The following is a 15740-nucleotide window of genomic DNA, read 5'->3' as shown; positions in this document are numbered from 1 at the left end:
TCACGCTGCTCGTGCGAACCAGTCGAGCGCGAGGTCGCCGACGGCGGCGGGAGCGTCGTCGGTGATGAAGTGCGCGGCGCCCTCGACATAGGCGAATTCGGCGCGCTCGGCATACCGCTCCGGAGTGCGGCATACACGCCCCATGACCTCTTGGTGCCAATAGCGATCGCGGCGGCCGAAGACGAACAGGGTGGGGACCCTGAGTCGCTGGCTGCGGTAGACACCGCGGGCCATGCGCATGCCTTCCGGCAGGACCATGCGGCGGGTGAGCGGACGGACCGCGTTGTCGATGTCGGGGCGGCGCATCGGAGCCAGATGGGCTTCGAGGGTTGCCTCCGAGATCGGGTGGGCAAGGTACTCCTCGGAGAAGATTCCGCGCAAGGAGGCGCCCGGACGGTGCCAGATGAACCGCGGTAGGTGCCGGAAGCCGGGGATGACCTTCGGGCTGAACGTCATGAAGCCCGGCGGCACGGAGAGCTGCAGAGCCGTGTGAACCCGCTCGGGGTGGTCGTAGGACAACTGCATCGCGGTGATGGCGCCCATGTCGTGGGCGCCGAGGTGGGCGCGCTCGATGTCGAGGACATCGAAGAGGGCGAGCAGGTCGCGTAACCGGCTCTCGCGTTCAACGCGTGGATCGTCGGCCACGGTCCATCCTGCCCCCCGCAGGTCCGGGCAGATGACGCGGTAGCCGCCTGCGGCGATGACCGGAGCGATCGCGTGCCACTGCCACCAGTGCTGGGGAAATCCGTGGAGCAGCACGACCGGTTCACCCTCTCCGATGGTGGCGAGGTGAGTCCGCAGTCCGGGGGTCTCGACGACGCGATGCTCGAAGCCAGTGGCCTCTGGCAGTGACGGTGACCAAGCCGGGGTGGGCGTGTCCATGGCGGCCTCCTGGGGGCACTCAGACTACTATTTTCATAGTAGGACCTTCTCGAAGGGGACGTCCATGATTGCGACAACCCGCGAACGCGGACTTGAGGCGGCCGTGGAGCTGCTCGGCACGGAGGGCGTGCGGGCGCTGAGCCATGCGCGTGTCGATGAACGGGCCGGCCTGCCACCCGGGTCGACCTCGAACTGGTTCCGCACTCGCCGGGCACTACTCGGCGGCGTGGTCGACTGGGTCGCCGAGCGCGAGCGCGGGGACTTCGACCCGGCCGTGATGCCGACGATCTCGGGAACCGACGATCTGATTGAGGGCTTGTGTGCCATGACCGAGCTGCAGGCCGGGCCATTCGCCGCCCGCACCCGCGCGCGCTACGCACTCTTCCTCGAACTCGCCGACGACCCTCAGCTCGGCGAGCCGCTGCGTCAGCAGCGTCGCGAGTTCGAGCACTGGACCGAGCGGATCGTGGACGCGGCCGGCATCCCGGACCCCATGCCAGCGACCCGGGTCCTCATGGCGCTCTGCGACGGACTGCTTCTGCACCGGCTCACCGTCGACCCCACTCTGGACACGCGCCTTGCGATCGAACGCGCCGTGCGCGCTCTGGCGGGGTCTTGACCCGCCGCTCGAAGGTGCGGTTGTGCCTAGTCTCGTCCGGGGGTGGACGCGGCAGGCCGCCGTGCGACCCATAGCCGCCGTTCGATGATCACCCGCAGGTCGCTGCGTCGACGTACATCGCTTGGTCCGCCGTCGAGGAGAGCCTGGAGTGCCGCTCGGTCTGGGCCGTCGAGTCGGTCGGCGACCGCGGCGTGGACGCGGATCAGCGATGCCGCTGCGTAGCTGCCCACCACGGGCGCCGACGGTGGGGCCAGGTCGACGATGACCGGGCGGTCCATCTCCACGATCAAACCGGCCCCGGTCAGCCGGGTGCCCCAGTCGCTGCCCATCGTCGGCAGGTCGACTGCTCGGTCAGCGGTCAGCAGCTCGTGGGCGCGCGCCTCGGCCGCGCCGCCAGGACTGTCGTCGGGCAGGAACCGGGGGAAGCCGGCAAGCTCGACCACCGCGAACAGCCCGCCCGGCCGGATCGCGGTGACCAATTGGTTCAGGGTGTGCCCCGGGTCGGCGAGGTGATGCAGCGAGGCGGATGCCCAGGCGAGGTCGACCGGGTCGAGCTCGGGGACGGCGCCGTCGAGGTCCACACGCAGGGTGGAGACCCGGTGGCCTAACCCTAGGTGCTCGGCGCGCCCGCTGAGGTGGGCGAGCATCTCCTCAGATGAGTCCAGGGCCAGCGCGTGGGCTTCCGGGAAGTGTCGTAGCAGACCGAACGTGCCGGTCCCCGTACCGGCGCCGACGTCGAGGATGCTGCGCACCGGTGAGTCGACCAGCCGGCTGATGTCGACGCGGACGGCATCCAACGCCTCCGCGAGCACTTCAGCATCCAGGTCGAGCAGGTCCGGAAGGACCTCTTGGTGCTCACCGTGGAGGCGGTCCAGTCCCGGAAGGTCATGCCGGCTGTCGTCGTCGCTGGGGTGGTGTCTCACGCGACGATTCTACGACCAACTTGCTTACACGACATACAATATTGCGTATGACGCAAGACGATGGTGCGGAGGTCGATCTCTTGGTCCGGCAGCGCATCCGCGGTCTGCGGACGGCCCGTGGCTGGTCGCTGGATGACCTGGCGGGCCGTTGTCACCTCAGCCCCTCCACGCTGAGCCGGATCGAGACTGGCCACCGCCGGATCGGCCTGGACCAACTCACCGCGATCGCACGCGCACTGGACACCTCGCTCGACCATCTTGTCGAACCCCAGGACGACCACGACGTGGTGATCCGGCCCCACCGAGACCGAGCTCGCGGCATGACCACGTGGCTGCTGTCCCGCGACCGAGGCCCCCACGGCCTGAAGGTGGCCAAGATCCGGCTCACCCAGCCGCCACCACAACACCGGCAGGGAGAACTTCCGGTACACCCAGGTCGGGACTGGTTCACCGTCCTCTCCGGGACCGTCCTCCTCCTGCTCGGTGAGCGCGCCATCACCGTGGCGGCCGGCCAGGCAGCCGAGTTCTCCACCATGGTTCCACACGCCTTCGGTGCCCACGGCGGGCCGGCCGAGATCATCGCCATCCTGGACCCGGACGGCGAGCGCAGCCACCTTCGCCGCAAGGGGGCATAGCAGGGGTGCCCCGGGCGAGCCGAGATGTCTCCCCGCTCGTCCGTCCTGAGCTGCACCGCCTGACCAACACGCCGCCGCCGGTTACGACGACTGCGACGACGAGGATGCAGGTGGCCTTGAGCTGAGGCGTCGTCCAGCAGGTCCCGCGTCGTTCAGCAGGTCCGCTTCGACGGCGCGGGCCGAAGTGGGAGCACGGCGTGACAGGTGGAGCGAAGCGTGACGCTCCCCAAATCCCCACGCAGGTGTCCGTCGACCACGCGGCGCTGCGCAACTACCGGAGCCGCGGCGAGTGCGGTAGCGCGCGACTGCAACGCGGAGTAGATGGGCCCGCTGTCGTCCGAGCTGTGGCGCCGCTGACGGCTCAGGCGGTGGCGAGCCGGTGCACCGCGTCGGCCAAGTCCCGGATCCCTCGACTGATCGCCGGTGTTCCCTCCCCGACGCCACGGTCGAGGTGGAAGCCCATGAGTCCGGCGTCGAGCAGGGGTGTTGCCCGCCGCGCACCACCGAGGCTGGCACCACACGCAACAAGGTACTCAACCAACGCCCCGTCCCAGTCATGATTGCTCGCCCGGACCGCGGATCGGTACGGCTCCGCGCCGAGCAGTCCCGAAGCGGCGGCCTGGTCGTACACGCGTTGGCACCGGTCCAACTGGCCACCGGTGTGGGCAGCCCACAGAGACAGGACGCCGGCACGGACGGTGCGCGTTGGAGCCATCGCCCGTATCACCTCACTGGAGCGCCGAGTACTCTCCTCAATGACCGCGACGACGAGCGCATCCTTGGAACCGAAGTGGTAGAGCAGCATCCGGTCGCTGGTGCCAAGTGCCGAGGCCAGCGGGCGCAGGCTCAGCCCGATCAGCCCGTGCTCGAGCACGTAGTCCGTGACGCGCCGGAGCAACTCCTCGTTTCGTGGCATGGTGCAACGCATTGTAGCGAGTGCTACATTTGTCATGTGTAGCGAATGCTACAGGGCGCTCGTCGTCCGCAACCAAGGTCCAGGAGCCCTGCTGCCATGCTCGTGGCATACGTGCTGCTTGCGGTCGCCATCAGCACCGAAGTCGGCGCGACCGCGCTGTTGCCACGCACTGACGGATTTACCGACGCGCGGTGGAGCGTAGTGGTCCTGGCCGGCTACGCGCTGGCGATCGCCTTGCTAGCGGTGGTGGTCAAGCAGATCCCGGTTGCCGTCACCTATGCAATCTGGGCCGGGGCCGGGACCGCCCTGGTGGCCGTGGTCGGCGCACTGTGGCTCAAGCAGCCGTTGAACGCCGCCCAAATCGCCTGCTTGGCGCTCATCATCGTCGGCGTCGTTGGCCTCAACCTCACCGGTACCCACTGACACGCTGAGGTGCACCGCCTCGGCTCGCACCGCACCATGCAGATCACCCGCCCCGGGCGTGACCTGCTCCGTGCCGAGCTCCAGCAGCTGGCCCACGTCTCCACCGCCGGATTGTGCGCGCTCGGAACCACGCCGGCATGAACCACCCCCACGAAGTCCTCCCCGCTCTCCCCTACTTCGCGGCGGCCCATGCACGAGTGCGGCCACCATCTTGACCCGGCTCTACCCGCCTGCCGTGCGCGACCGCCGGAGTGCCGACCTGCGCGAGGAGGTGGACTCTCCCGCATATCCTCCGGGCCGGACGCGCTGGCCGGCGCGGTGCGGCTCTGGTTGCACCCCCAAACGACTGGCCCGAAACCTCCACCGGGCAGAACCGCCGCGTCGTCTCCGTCGGGATTGTCCGGACGGTGTAGGCGGCATCTTCTTGTGAGAGGTTCTCGGCGGCCGGCATGCGGTCGGCGAAGGTGAGCGCGACGGTGGCAATGGCAGCGACGCGGCCCCGGCCTGGCGGTGCCGATCGGTCTGCGGCTGGCATGGCCGGCCACCCGAGCGGGGTTGCCGTGCTTGTCTTTGAGGGAGGATGGTGCCGCTGGGAGGAACAGGGAGTGGGATGCCGACTGATAGCGCGTGGTCGTCCACGTTCGGACCGGAGATGGGTCGTCACCGCGACGTGGTCGCCGCACTGGTGCAGCTGTGCGCAGACAACCGCGCGGTGTCGTCGTTCTCGGCGGGGTGCTCGATCGGGCGAGGCGCGGGCGATGTGCTGTCCGACATCGATGCTGCCGTTGGTGTGAGCACGGTGCGAGGGAGCGCTGGCGCAGCGGATGTCCAGGACGTGGAGGCGTGGTTGCTTGAGGCACTTCCTGCGCTGGGCGATGTCGTGGACGTCCTGTGCACCGGGTCGGACTGCGCCGACTTCGTGATCCGCCGGGTGTTTGTGCAGTTCACCGATCGGCTTCAGCTGGACCTCGCAGTGATCGCGGAGGATGAAGTGCGGCGCGGGGAGGCTGCTGCACCAGACTTCGTGCCGGTCTATTGGTCTGAGGGGGCGCTGAATTCGACGGCAGGACGGTCGGCACGCGAGGTGTCGCCTGAACAGATTCGAGAGTGGGCCTTTCTGGGGTGGCGGGCGCTGTTGGACGCGGACAAGTACCTGCGGCGCGGGTCGGTGTGGGAAGCGCATCAGCGTGTGCACGAGGCCCGTGAGCGCATCTGGATGTTGTGGGCCGCCTCCCGAGGGGCGGCATATCCATGGCACGGCTTGTCGCAAGTCCTTGACGACAGCCCAGACCTGCTGCCGCCAAGCATCGAGACGACCGTCGCCGGCCTTGACGCCAACGACCTTCGGCGGGCCGTGGTTGCCGCAACGCTGGTTCTGGCGAACACCAGTGCTGCCGCAGCCACCGCTTGGGACGCGCGTCTGCCGTCCGCCCTGGCCGACTTCACCCAGCAGACCCTCAAGGACTGGCCGTCATCGGTTGTGTGATCGTGCCCCCGTCGAGGGCCGCGACGTTGACCGCGCCGAGCCCCCGATCGTGCAGATGCGACACCGATAGCCGAACGACGACCGGCGATCTTGACGGCGGGCCGGCGGTTGATCGGTCAACCGCTTCCCGTAGCCGGATCGCCGATCGGGACGACGTCGGCGATTGCTGGCAGAGTGCGGCCATGAGCGTGAAGCAGGACTGGATGCGCGCAGCTCGGGCTTTCGCCGACCTGGTTGACCGCCTCCCGGCCGGTCGATGGGAGTCGCCGTCGCTGGGCGAGTGGAGTTTGCGTGAGCTTGTGGGGCACACCACCTCCGCCGGGGTGCGTGAGGTGATATCGGCCGTCGACCACCCGGCGCCGAACGAGGACATCAAGACCCCGGGCGGCTACTACGCGCTGGCGCAGTCTGTCGATGCGGGCACCTATGCCGCCGCCGTTGCCGCGTCCACCTACGACGCTCGCAACACCGGACAAGCGCTCGGCGACGCGCCAGCATCGGCGGTCCAAGACCTGGTCAACCGAGCAGTCGCGAAACTCGAACCTGTCGACGTCGACGCCCTGGTGACCACTGCGGCCGGAGGCATGCGACTGGGTGGCTGGCTCCCGACGCGGACCTTCGAACTGGTGGTGCACTGTCTGGACATGGCCACGGCGGCGGGCGTCGAGGACGGCGTTCCCGACGACCTGATCGCCCACGCCGCCGCGCTGGCCGCGAGCACCGCCGCCACCATCGGATATGGGCGCACGCTACTGCTCGCCCTCACCGGCCGTGGTGACCTACCGCAGCACTTCTCCGTCCTCCGCCCCAGCCAGGAAAGCCGCTCCGGTCATGAGCACGCCTCGTAGCCGAATCCTCCAGCGTGCGTCTATCTCGATCTGAGGGCGGACTGAGGCAGCCAGTCCGCGTTGTTTGACAGCCGGCCAACCCGGTTGCAGCTCTTGTACCCGCTGAATGTTGTCAAGCTGGATTGTTCGCCAACGACACCTGTCAGTCCATCAAGCCGCAGGAGCGCGATCAGACCTGGGATGCAGCCCATGCCCTGTGCTTTTGGTTCACCGCCCGCCAGAGCTGCTCCCGGTAACCGAGCGGGCTCGCCTGGAAGCGAAGGTCGAAGACGTCGGCCAACACCTCGAACCACAGGGACCGCCGGGTGATCGGTTCTGCGGTGAAAGCGCCGGCACCGACGCGGGACAGGACCAGCCCTCGGATGACGTCGACACCGGTCGCGTCGCGACGCTCTGCCATGGGCACCCGGACGAACCCGGACTCCGGCGAGGTGGACAACCACGCGTGCTGGGCAGCGAAGTCTGACCACAGGGCCGGTCCGGTCGTCCAGGTCATGCTGCGAAAGCCACCCGCCGGGTCGTGGGTCAAGGTCCACTCCTGTTCGCTTGCGCGCCCCAGTACCAGCTCAAAGGGCTCCTGACGGTAGACGCCCGGCGTGAGCGGCAGTGGCTCGTGCAGCGCGTCTCCGAGCCCCTGGTCGACGTACCAGTCTCCCGACGGGTTGGTGTCCGTAGGCAGACCGGTCACGGTGAGGACCACGTGGTTGCCTCGGGCGTTCGGGTCGTGGTGGCCGGCTTGGACCCCGCCGACGTGTCCATGGACCGTGTAGCCGAGCGAGGACAGCAAGAGCCCGAGGGCGCCGTTGAGGTGATAGCAGTAGCCCCCGCGACCCGCCAGCGCGATGCGCTCAGCAGCCTCGACCGGGTCCGTGGACCACCGCTCGCCGGCCGGGATCCACAGCGTCTCGTACGGCACCCGCTCCGCGTGACGCTGTACCACGCGCAGCAAAGCGTCAGCCGACGGAGGCAGCGCATCGACCCCGAGGCGCGCCAAGTACGCCGCGCGAACCACAGGCTCCAACCCCTCGGCAGACCCGAACACCATCCCACCTCCCAGGGCAGACACGCCCGCCGACGCCGCCATCCTCCTCCCACCGAGCCTCGCGGAACAGGGACCGCGAAGACGAAGGCGTGTCGTGCCTGCTGCCCTCCACGAATTGTTGCCGTTGGGCGACTTTCAAGCCGGGACCGATGATGTGCCTGCTGTGCTGTCGCGCCCCAGCGCAGCGGACGACACGATGTGGTGACGCGCTTCGTCACGATCAACACCCGGGGCACACGCGGCGACTGGGGGCCAACCCCTTCCCGGACTATCAACTCGACCACGAACGCGAGCGTCGCCTGCAGACCATGGCCGCGGCGCGCACGCTGGAGCAGTTGGTCGCCAAGGCGCCCGGCCACGTCATCGTCGCCGGCGACCTTGACGCCGACCCCGGCGCACACAGGATCCGGTCCTGGACCGGGCGACACGTCATGAACGACGTCAGCGTCTGCTACCGCAGCGCATGGGAGGCCACCCACCCCAGCGGGTCGGTACAGACCTACACCCCGCAGAACCCGCTCCAGGCCGATCCCGACTCGCCCTTCCACCGCATCGATCACGTTTTCGTCCGCTGCTGAGCCAGTGGGCCGACGCTGCTGGTGTGGAGTTGCCGCGCGTGTCCGACCAAGGAGCGACGACACGGAGCGACCACTACGTGAGTGTGGCAGCCTGATTTGGCCCCACCCGTGGGGGCGACACGCCGGTGTGACGGCCTGGCCTGGCCCCACCCGGTTGCGGGTGGCCCGTTGTCGGGACCGTTTCGGCGAGCGACGGGGGCCAGCGCATGGGAGCGAGGTCGCGGGTGGAGCTGTTTGAGGCGATCCGGCGTGACCACCGCCGGCATGGCTGGTCGATCCGGAAGCTGGCCAGCGAGCACCGGGTGCACCGGCGCACGGTGCGGCAAACTCTGGCGTCCCCCTTCCCGCCGCCGCGGCCGACCCCAACACCGAGGTGATCCGGCTGTCGCACTCGGGCAAGGCGGTCCACCGGGCGTCCGACACCCAGTCCCACCGGGTGATGTTCAGGTCCTTCCACGGGTTCGATGCGTTCTACTGCCAGCCGGGCAAGAAGGGTGCCCATGAGAAGGGCGGCGTGGAGGGCGAGGGCGGCCGGCGCCAGGCGGTTGCGTGCTCAGGTGGCCGAGTCTGCGGTGCCGTCGTAGTCGTAGTCATCGTCGTCTTCCCCGGTCACGGGAAGGGTCTGTTCCCAAGCGTCGGCCGGGTCGGCCTCTTGCGGCTGGTCGGGTGGTGAGGCGGTGTGCCCTGCGTCGTTCGTGTAGCCGGGGTCGTCGGCGTCGACGGCGTCGGGGACGGCGGGCGTGGCTTGTTCGGCGGCGTCTGCCTCGGGCACCTCAGCGGTGACATCCGCGGGCTGGTCATCCTGGTTGGGGCTGTTCATCGGAGTCATGACTGCGGGTTCCTCCCGTCGTGGTCGACGTCATCCTGATCGCTGTCGTCGTCACCGGTGGCGGTGGGGGTGGCGGCATGATCGGCGAGCCGCTGCGAGGCAAAGCCGTGAGCCCGGTCGAGACCGGCCGCGGCGTGTACGGGATCTCGGTGGCCGCCGACCTGTCCGGCAGCTGGCTGTGCCGGCCCCGGTCAGCAGCGGCGCGCCGGCGCGGGCCGCAGTCTTCTCCGATCCTGGCCGGGTCCCCCAGTCACCTGCGGCGGTGTCTTGGACGTGCTGCACGTCGTCGTCGTCCGACCACGCCCGGCTGCAGCCGCCGCAGGTGAAGGCCAGCCGCTCCACCGACACCTCCTTCAGGATCACCGGCTGCTCACCTCCATACGGGATTTGTTTGGGTGCGCTCTTGCCTCAGTGTTCCACACGTGCTATATCAAATCTATAGCCGCCACCATAGAAGAAGTGGTGGCACTGGCAGGACTGTTGGAAGGAGTGGATCACCGATGGCACAGATGCTGATGCGCACCGACCCGTTCCGCGAGCTGGACCGGCTCACCCGGCAGATGTTCAACGGCAACGGCACCTTGGCCCACCCCGCGGCGATGCCGATGGACGCCTGGCGCGAGGGCGACACCTTCGTCGTCGAGTTCGACCTGCCCGGGATGGACCCGGCCGCGATCGACCTAGACGTCGAGCGCAACGTGGTCACCGTCAAGGCCGAGCGCCCCGCCCGGCAGGACACCGGCGACATGATCGCCGCCGAGCGAGCCCGCGGCACGTTCAGCCGGCAGCTGGTGCTGGGCGACAACCTGGACACCGACCGGATCGAGGCCGGCTACGACGCCGGCGTGCTCACCTTGCGGATCCCCGTGGCCGAGCAGGCCAAGCCCCGCAAGATCGAGATCTCCACCGGCGACTCCGGCCGGCAGGCGATCAACACCTGACCGATCCCGCAGGTGGTGTCGACGATGCGACCCGCAACGGTGCCCACGACCACGACCAGTGCCGAGCACGTCACCGACGCCGACATCGAGAACGCCGCACTGGCCCTCGAGGAGGAGTTCTGGGCGTTGGTCTGTGACGACGAGGAACTGCTGAACCTTGAGTTCGACGCGATCATCACCGCCCAATGGCCTCATCCCCCCGTCCGCACGGCCGGCCGCGGCGCCGGCGACCACCGATGGGGTGCGCCGGTGCCCGGTCTCGTGGGCGTCTCGTCCCCGGGTGACCGGTCCGCCCGCCCCTGCGTCGATGGGTGGTCCCGGCAACGCTCACCCCCGTATGCAGTCCCGCGATGAACGATCCAACCCGAGAAATGAACAGGAGGTGATCGGGTCAGCGCTCCTTTGTCACCGAGTACCGGGCGGCCGCTGGTTCCGCGCGCCACTCTGCTCCCTTGCAAGGCGCCACCAGCTGTGGCGTCACGCCCGCACGGCGATCTCGTGTGTTCCGGCGCGCCGGACCAGCGGTAGTCACGCCCCACCAACATCGGCTCAGGCGGTGTCTCAACTCACCCCGGGACACCGCCTGACCGGTGTTCAGTCCCTGTTCCGGGGTCCGTGGCAAGCGATCCTGACAAGGCAGCGTGATGACGGCAGTGGATCCGGGCGTGGACCTCGACCACGACCTGACCAACTGATGCGTCTTTCCGCCGCGTACGACCGCCAGCAGTCACAAGCCGTTTGGCCGTGGTGGACGTGAAGGGACTCGAAACAAGTTCAGGTTGGCGATCCGACACGCGGCTTACGCACTCCCATCCGACACATATAGGCTGTGACCTGCGGCAATGCCTCTACCACCATGCGGACACGAGTGGACGGAAAAGGACATCGACCGCCAACGATCCGACACGTATCCGACACGAGGGGCACTACGGAGCATGGCGAAGGCGACGGGCAAGCGCGGCTTCGGGCAGATCACCAAGCTTCCCAGCGGGCGTCATCGGGCCCGGTACACCGGACCCGACGCTGCTCTCCACAACGCCCCGTACACCTTCAACACCCGCGAGGACGCCGAAGCTTGGCTGGCTGGCGAACGACGGCTGATCTCGACCGGTGCATGGACCGCGGTGAAGGCGCGCGCCCAAGAGGTCGAGAGGAACGACGAGCGCCGCCGCCAGCGGACCTTCGCGGCGTACGCTCAGTCGTGGCTCGACGGCCGACACGACCTTCGCCCAACGACGAGGACAAGCTACGCCGCAAGCCTCAACCGACACCTGCTCCCTTGGTTCGCAGACATGCTCTTGGACGAGATCACCCGGCAGGATGTCCGCGCCTGGTTCAGCAGCTACGGTCAGCGCACGCCGACCGCACGGGCACACGCCTACCAGGTCTTAGGGTCAATCATGCGCCAGGCCGAGGACGACGAGTTCATCCCGCGATCGCCCTGTCGTATCCGATCCGGTGGTCGCTCCACCGTCAAACGCGAGGCTGAGGTGCTCACGCTGTCGGAGTTGCTCGCCCTTGCTGAAGCGATGCCGGCACAGCACCGCGCCATGACGCTGCTGTGCGGGCTGTGTGGACTCCGCTTCGGTGAGGCCGCCGCCCTGCGCCGCCGGGATGTGGATCTTGGCCGCTGCGAGTTACGGGTGGTCCGTACCGCAATTCGCGCCGGCGGCACCAAGTCAGCTGGGCCACCCAAGACCGTCGCCGGCAAACGGACCGTGGCGATGCCGGCGCTCGTGGTCGAGGCGCTGCGTGGACACCTGTCCCACCTGCCCGGCGCCGACCGGGACGCCTTGGTCTTCCCCGGACGGGATGGCCAACTGCTGGCCCCCTCGGCGCTGTACGGCCGCGCTGCCCGGACCGAGCGCCGGGACGGCCGAACCTACGAGAAGCGCGCCTACGGCTTCTTCGCCGCCCGCGAGGCAATCGGCAAGCCTGGACTCCATTGGCACGATTTGCGCCGCACCGCCGCCACGCTAGGGGCGCAGTCTGGGGCCACCGTGCGCGAGATGCAATCGCGGCTGGGACACAGCACTCCCAACATGGCGCTCTATTACCAAGGAGCCACCGCAGAGCGGGACCGGGCGATAGCAGATCGGCTGCAGGCTCAGGTGGACGCCCTGCGTGGGGATGCCACCGCGCGGATCGCCCAAGAGGAGTTGGCAGGGCAAGCGGCCGAGCAGACGGCCGCAGCGCCTTGAGAGGGCGAATCGAGCCGGTGCACGACGTGCTCGCAGACGCCAAGCATGGCCGTGACCTGCGAGGATGGCATCTCAGCACCTGCCGTGGGATGACGCCGATCATCACCGCCATGTGTACCCAGCGTGTACCAACCAGCCGCCCGACCGTGGGGTGGGCCGGCAGCAGTCTCAGCGGATGAGCCCATCTCCCCACTCGATCTCCCAACCAAGGCCGATCTTCGTCGGCGCTCAGGATGTGCTGCGACGAAGGGTGGCGTAGGAGAAGTCGACGAGGTAGTTGTTGAGTTCGTGGGAGGCCGCTTCGGCGGCGTCCGGGTCTCGATCGAGTATGGCGCGCAGGATGGCCGTGTGCAGGCTGGAGCCGGCCTTGATCTCAGTCTCCTCGTCGACCACGTGGTTGAACCAGAAGCGCCGCGACAGCCCCTGGAGCGGCGCGATGGCGTCCGCGAGGTACTCGTTATGCGCGCCCCTGACGATCAGTTCATGGGTGCCCTTGACCGTGTCGGCGTAGTCGCGGAGGCTGAAGCGGTCAGCGGCGAGGCGCTTGAGCATGTGCCCCATCTCCTGGCGGTCGGCCTCGTGCGCGTTGCGGCACGCCAGTCGGACGCCCAGAGCCTCGAGCACACGACGGAGCTCGAGCATGCGCAGCTCAGCCTCGACGGAGGTGGGCGGGATGAGAACGCCCTTGTTGGGGTGGATCTCCACCATCCTGCTGCGTGACAGCCGCTGAAGGGCCTCCCGCACGGGGGTCCGTCCCAGCCCCGTCTTGTCCATCAGGAACGACTCCGAGACCAACGTCCCCGGCTCCAGGTCCTCAAAGACGATCATCCGCTCGATCGCCTCGTATGCCTGGTCGGCCTTGCCCAGTTGACGCAACGTCACTCTCCCCTGCTCGATCCATTCCGCGGTTCCCCGCCGGCCACCGGCGGCCGGCGTCTGACGAATTTCATCGTAGCCCTTGTCACGCGACCGATATATTGGTTGCATATCCCTCATTGGTCGTCGACGACGGCCGGACTCCGCTCCTCCAGCGAAGGCGAGGGATGCCACATGGCCCCACCAGCAACCACCGTCGAGCAACGGTCCATCGACCACATTCCCGAAACCGAACGGCACGGGTCGCCCAAGAGTCTGCTGTTCGTGTGGTTCGCCGCCAACACCTCGATCACCGCGGTGGTCACCGGGGCGTTGTTCGTGGTGCTGGGCAACACCCCGGCCTGGTCCGTCCCCGCCATCGTGATCAGCAATGTGCTGGGGGGATTCTTCACATCCCTGCACTCGGCCCAAGGACCCCGCCTCGGCGTCCCGCAGATGATCCAGAGCCGAGCTCAGTTCGGCTACTTCGGCGCCACGCTGCCACTGGTCCTGGCGCTCATGATCTTCCTCGGGTTCTACGCCACCGGTCTGGTCCTCGGCGCCCAGGCCCTAGCCAGCCTTCTGCACATCTCCCGAGAGCTCGGTGCAGTGCTGTTCGCCCTGATGTCGACCGTGCTGGCGATCTTCGGGTACCGCCACATCCACCGGTTCTCCCACCTGGCGGCCGTCCTCAGCGGCGTCATCGTGGTCGGCCTACTGGTGCGCATTCTCGCCGACCCACACGCCGGCACCCTGTTCACCGACACCGCGTTCGCCGCGGCGCCGTTCGTGCTCGGAGTCTCCCTGGCGGCCTCCTGGCAACTGACCTTCGGGCCCTACATCGCCGACTACTCCCGCTACCTACCGGCCGAGACCCGCAAGTCCTCCACGATCGGTTGGACCTTCGCCGGCAGCGTGACCGGCGGATCACTGGCCATGGTGCTCGGTTGCTTCGCCGCCGCCATGGGCGGCGCGGCGTTCGCCGACAACCAGGTCGGCTACCTGGCCGACCTGGGCGGACCGTTCTGGGTGCTCGTGCTGCTCGCCGTCCTGTGCGGCAAGCTCACTGGCAACACGCTCAGCTCCTACGGCGGCTACATGTCCGTGGCCACGATCGTCACGAGCCTGACCGGCCAGTCCCGCATCACCCCGCGCCACCGCGCCGTCTACATCTGCCTGATCTCCGCGGCCGCGCTGGCCATCGCCCTGGCCGCCAGCAGCAACTTCCTGGCGACCTTCCAGAACTTCCTGCTCTTCCTGCTCTACTTCATGACCCCGTGGTCCGCGGTGAACCTGGTCGACTACTACTGGGTCCGACGCGAACGCTACGAGATCAACCAGCTGTTCGAACCGAACGGCACCTACGGTCGGTTCAACACCGGCGCCATCGTCGCCTACGCCATCGGCGTCATCATCCAGATCCCGTTCATGAACAGCAGCCTGTACGTCGGCCCGGTCGCCAACTGGATGGGCGGCGCCGAAGTCGCCTGGCTGCTCGGCCTCATCGTGGCCGGCGGGCTCTACTACCTGCTGTCCCGCTCGGTGCGACAGCACCCCCAAGAGGAGCTGTCGGCTCCCACCACCACACCACTGGCCAAGGAGACCCTGTGAAGTACAGCCCAGGACTCGAGCAGAACCCGCTGCCCTACTCCCCCTTCAAGAGCTGCACGGTTCCCCGCCCGATCGGCTGGCTCTCCAGCATCAGCGCGGACGGCGTCGAGAACCTGGCTCCCTACAGCCAGTGGCAGAACCTGACCTTCGACCCACCGATGGTCATGTTCTCCGCCAACCAGTACCCCGACGGGCGACGCAAGGACACCGTCCTCAACGCCGAGCAGACCGGCTGGTTCGTCTGGAACATGGCCACCTGGAACTTGCGCGAGGCCGTCAACATCAGCGCCATGGCCCTCCCACCACAGGAGAACGAGTTCGACCGCGCAGGTGTCACCCGCGCTGCCGCAGACATGGCCCCCGGGCCCATGGTCGCCGAAAGCCCGGTCCACTTCGAGTGCCGCTACATGTCCACCCACCGCCTCATCGGCGACAGCAACGTCGGAACCATCGACGTCGTCTTCGCCCGCGTCGAGCGCATCCACATCGACGACACCGTCGTCACCCCCGACGGCAAACTCGACATCCCGAAGATCCGTCCCATCGCCCGCATGGGCTACTTCGACTACACCGTCGTCACCGACACCTTCGAAATGCGCGTCCCTGGCTCAACCCGTGACGCAGAGATGGGACTGCAAGGGCAGTCCGCCTGAACCCGACACTGAATCCGGTTCCTTGACGGCGGCTACCAGGCCACCTTCGCAACGCCATGCTGTTGGCCTGCCTGCGGTATCGGCTCAGCTGCTCTCGGCGCGTATGCCGTCGTAGAGCGCCCGTCCGAGCCACTTGAGCGTCAGGGCCCGGAACTCCGGCTTGTCGAAGTAGGCCTGGAACAGCTCCTCGTTGGCGGTCTGGCGGTCGACGATGCGCTCGTCCACCCGGGGTTCGAGGAAGACTTCGAACTGGTGGAAGTTGTTGTCGACGGCAGCGACCCGGATGCTGGGGTCCTCC

18 protein-coding genes are annotated in these 15740 nt (G+C 68.0%); 11 read left to right on the top strand and 7 right to left on the bottom strand.

Features of this window, described 5'->3' with window-relative positions; genetic code table 11:
- Entirely contained in the window at nucleotides 1–882 is an 882-nt protein-coding gene (locus VFL99_RS03970; protein WP_325105032.1) for an alpha/beta fold hydrolase, read from the bottom strand.
- A gap of 64 nt (nucleotides 883–946) precedes the next feature.
- Between VFL99_RS03970 and VFL99_RS03965 the strand changes: the two genes are divergently transcribed.
- A complete protein-coding gene (locus VFL99_RS03965; RefSeq protein ID WP_325105031.1) occupies nucleotides 947–1501 on the top strand; it encodes a TetR/AcrR family transcriptional regulator in 555 nt (184 codons plus the stop codon).
- A 26-nt stretch (nucleotides 1502–1527) separates the two neighbouring features.
- Here the strand turns inward: VFL99_RS03965 and VFL99_RS03960 are convergent, their stop codons facing one another.
- A complete protein-coding gene (locus VFL99_RS03960; RefSeq protein WP_325105030.1) occupies nucleotides 1528–2424 on the bottom strand; it encodes a methyltransferase in 897 nt (298 codons plus the stop codon).
- 47 nt (nucleotides 2425–2471) lie between these two features.
- On the opposite strand from VFL99_RS03960, the gene VFL99_RS03955 reads away from it, so the two are divergent.
- Nucleotides 2472–3059 (top strand): helix-turn-helix domain-containing protein, encoded by a 588-nt coding sequence (locus tag VFL99_RS03955; protein WP_325105029.1) that lies wholly within the window; start codon nucleotides 2472–2474, stop codon nucleotides 3057–3059.
- 361 nt (nucleotides 3060–3420) lie between these two features.
- Here VFL99_RS03955 and VFL99_RS03950 read toward each other — a convergent pair whose 3' ends face one another.
- A complete protein-coding gene (locus VFL99_RS03950) occupies nucleotides 3421–3975 on the bottom strand; it encodes a TetR/AcrR family transcriptional regulator (protein WP_325105028.1) in 555 nt (184 codons plus the stop codon).
- 96 nt (nucleotides 3976–4071) lie between these two features.
- On the opposite strand from VFL99_RS03950, the gene VFL99_RS03945 reads away from it, so the two are divergent.
- The 3 genes from VFL99_RS03945 to VFL99_RS03935 all read left to right on the top strand — a co-directional run bounded on the left by VFL99_RS03945 (nucleotide 4072) and on the right by VFL99_RS03935 (nucleotide 6732).
- Nucleotides 4072–4398 carry a DMT family transporter gene (locus VFL99_RS03945; RefSeq protein ID WP_325105027.1) on the top strand — a complete coding sequence of 109 codons (327 nt, stop codon included), beginning with the start codon at nucleotides 4072–4074 and terminating at the stop codon, nucleotides 4396–4398.
- A 610-nt stretch (nucleotides 4399–5008) separates the two neighbouring features.
- The gene (locus VFL99_RS03940; protein WP_325105026.1) at nucleotides 5009–5884 is read left to right on the top strand and encodes a hypothetical protein; all 876 of its coding nucleotides are present in this window, start codon (nucleotides 5009–5011) and stop codon (nucleotides 5882–5884) included.
- A 182-nt stretch (nucleotides 5885–6066) separates the two neighbouring features.
- Entirely contained in the window at nucleotides 6067–6732 is a 666-nt protein-coding gene (locus VFL99_RS03935) for a maleylpyruvate isomerase family mycothiol-dependent enzyme (RefSeq protein ID WP_325105025.1), read from the top strand.
- A gap of 169 nt (nucleotides 6733–6901) precedes the next feature.
- Here the strand turns inward: VFL99_RS03935 and VFL99_RS03930 are convergent, their stop codons facing one another.
- Nucleotides 6902–7777, bottom strand: coding sequence for an arylamine N-acetyltransferase family protein (locus VFL99_RS03930; RefSeq protein WP_325105024.1), 876 nt, complete (start codon nucleotides 7775–7777; stop codon nucleotides 6902–6904).
- 146 nt (nucleotides 7778–7923) lie between these two features.
- Between VFL99_RS03930 and VFL99_RS03925 the strand changes: the two genes are divergently transcribed.
- Nucleotides 7924–8352: an endonuclease/exonuclease/phosphatase family protein gene (locus VFL99_RS03925; protein ID WP_325105050.1), complete on the top strand. Its 429-nt coding sequence runs from the start codon at nucleotides 7924–7926 to the stop codon at nucleotides 8350–8352.
- Between the two features lie 553 nt (nucleotides 8353–8905).
- On the opposite strand, the gene VFL99_RS03920 is transcribed toward VFL99_RS03925, so the two are convergent.
- The gene (locus tag VFL99_RS03920; RefSeq protein WP_325105051.1) at nucleotides 8906–9181 is read right to left on the bottom strand and encodes a hypothetical protein; all 276 of its coding nucleotides are present in this window, start codon (nucleotides 9179–9181) and stop codon (nucleotides 8906–8908) included.
- Between the two features lie 509 nt (nucleotides 9182–9690).
- On the opposite strand from VFL99_RS03920, the gene VFL99_RS03915 reads away from it, so the two are divergent.
- The 3 genes from VFL99_RS03915 to VFL99_RS03905 all read left to right on the top strand — a co-directional run bounded on the left by VFL99_RS03915 (nucleotide 9691) and on the right by VFL99_RS03905 (nucleotide 12323).
- Nucleotides 9691–10122 (top strand): Hsp20/alpha crystallin family protein, encoded by a 432-nt coding sequence (locus VFL99_RS03915; protein WP_325105049.1) that lies wholly within the window; start codon nucleotides 9691–9693, stop codon nucleotides 10120–10122.
- A 24-nt stretch (nucleotides 10123–10146) separates the two neighbouring features.
- Entirely contained in the window at nucleotides 10147–10476 is a 330-nt protein-coding gene (locus VFL99_RS03910; protein WP_325105023.1) for a hypothetical protein, read from the top strand.
- A 581-nt stretch (nucleotides 10477–11057) separates the two neighbouring features.
- Nucleotides 11058–12323, top strand: a complete 1266-nt coding sequence (locus tag VFL99_RS03905) for a tyrosine-type recombinase/integrase (RefSeq protein WP_325105022.1) — start codon at nucleotides 11058–11060, stop codon at nucleotides 12321–12323.
- 228 nt (nucleotides 12324–12551) lie between these two features.
- Here the strand turns inward: VFL99_RS03905 and VFL99_RS03900 are convergent, their stop codons facing one another.
- Nucleotides 12552–13205: a GntR family transcriptional regulator gene (locus VFL99_RS03900; RefSeq protein ID WP_325105021.1), complete on the bottom strand. Its 654-nt coding sequence runs from the start codon at nucleotides 13203–13205 to the stop codon at nucleotides 12552–12554.
- A gap of 168 nt (nucleotides 13206–13373) precedes the next feature.
- Here VFL99_RS03900 and VFL99_RS03895 point away from each other — a divergent pair, with 168 nt between their 5' ends.
- Both VFL99_RS03895 and VFL99_RS03890 read left to right on the top strand, forming a co-directional pair.
- Nucleotides 13374–14789: a purine-cytosine permease family protein gene (locus VFL99_RS03895; protein WP_325105020.1), complete on the top strand. Its 1416-nt coding sequence runs from the start codon at nucleotides 13374–13376 to the stop codon at nucleotides 14787–14789.
- A complete protein-coding gene (locus VFL99_RS03890; RefSeq protein WP_325105019.1) occupies nucleotides 14786–15442 on the top strand; it encodes a flavin reductase family protein in 657 nt (218 codons plus the stop codon). Before VFL99_RS03895 ends, VFL99_RS03890 begins: the two co-directional genes overlap by 4 nt.
- Nucleotides 15443–15526: 84 nt before the next feature.
- Here VFL99_RS03890 and VFL99_RS03885 read toward each other — a convergent pair.
- Nucleotides 15527–15740, bottom strand: a 214-nt coding sequence (locus tag VFL99_RS03885; protein WP_325105018.1) for a hypothetical protein, incomplete at its 5' end; no start/stop codon positions are given.

The organism is Segeticoccus sp. (genome assembly GCF_035708005.1).
Note: the sequence above shows the minus strand (reverse complement) of the source record. Positions and strands in the feature narration are given on the sequence as shown.